At 39.9% G+C, this 965-nt stretch carries 2 protein-coding genes; both read left to right on the top strand.

The features are described from left to right. Positions 1-196: YbaK/EbsC family protein (locus SORDD16_RS04455; protein WP_277730407.1), on the top strand; the 196-nt coding region annotated here is incomplete at its 5' end. Next, positions 196-828, top strand: a complete 633-nt coding sequence (locus tag SORDD16_RS04450; RefSeq protein WP_061452522.1) for a histidine phosphatase family protein — start codon at positions 196-198, stop codon at positions 826-828. The genes SORDD16_RS04455 and SORDD16_RS04450, both read left to right, overlap by 1 nt. Positions 829-965 lie beyond the last annotated feature (137 nt).

Here is a 965-nt window from a genome sequence, read left to right as displayed (position 1 = left end):
TATTCATGGGGCTAATAACCCCGTCGGCATTCGCCAAAAACACAATTATCCTATTTTTATTGATCATACTGCTTTGGATTTAGACCAAATGATTGTCTCTGCTGGGGAAGTCGGACATAGTATCATCATCCGACCTCAAGACTTGGCTAGCTTTGTAAAAGCGGATTTTGCTGATATCTTGGAGGAAAACAACTGATGAAACTCTATTTTGTCCGTCATGGTCGTACTGTCTGGAATCTTGAAGGACGTTTTCAAGGTGCTAGCGGTGACTCTCCCCTTCTTCCAGAGTCCATTGACATCCTAAAACAACTTGGGCAGTATCTCAAGGAAATTCCTTTTGATAAGATTTATTCTAGTGATTTACCCAGAGCAGTTAAATCTGCTGAAATTATCCAAAGTCAACTCCAGACCCCTTGTTCTTTAAAGTGCATTCCTGACCTTCGTGAATGGCAACTTGGCAAACTAGAGGGATTAAAAATTGCAACTTTGGAAGCTATTTACCCGCAGCAAATCAAGGCTTTTCGGTCAAATCTAGCTAAGTTTGATACGAGAATGTTTGAAGCGGAATCTCTCTACTCTACGACTCAGCGAACCATTCAATTTATCAAATCTCTGAAAGGAAGTACGGCTGAAAACATTCTAATCGTTGGTCATGGGGCAAATCTCACTGCTAGCCTACGCACTCTCTTAGGTTATAAAGAGGCTCACCTCCGCAAAGAAGGAGGCCTAGCCAATGCTAGTCTGACAATTTTAGAGACCGAGGATTTTGAAACCTTCACTCTTGAAAGATGGAACGACACTTCCTATCAAGGAAATAATGGAACTTGATCTTAATGGTCAAGTTCTTTTTAGTTTTCAAAGAATATCCATGAATTTCTCGGTTATTTATGATAAAATGGGAGTATCGTAAAAAATGACTCATCGTATTCAATTTTGAGTAAAATTAGGAGGAACCCATGTCTACA

The organism is Streptococcus oralis (assembly GCF_001578945.1).
In the GTDB taxonomy this organism is placed as follows: Bacteria; Bacillota; Bacilli; order Lactobacillales; family Streptococcaceae; genus Streptococcus; species Streptococcus oralis_Q.
This window is presented reverse-complemented; position numbering and strand designations above follow the sequence as displayed.

Coding starts and splice junctions, on each gene's coding strand:
- SORDD16_RS04450 (WP_061452522.1), top strand. CDS start 196: ATGAAACTCTATTTTGTCCGTCATGGTCGTACTGTCTGGAATCTTGAA.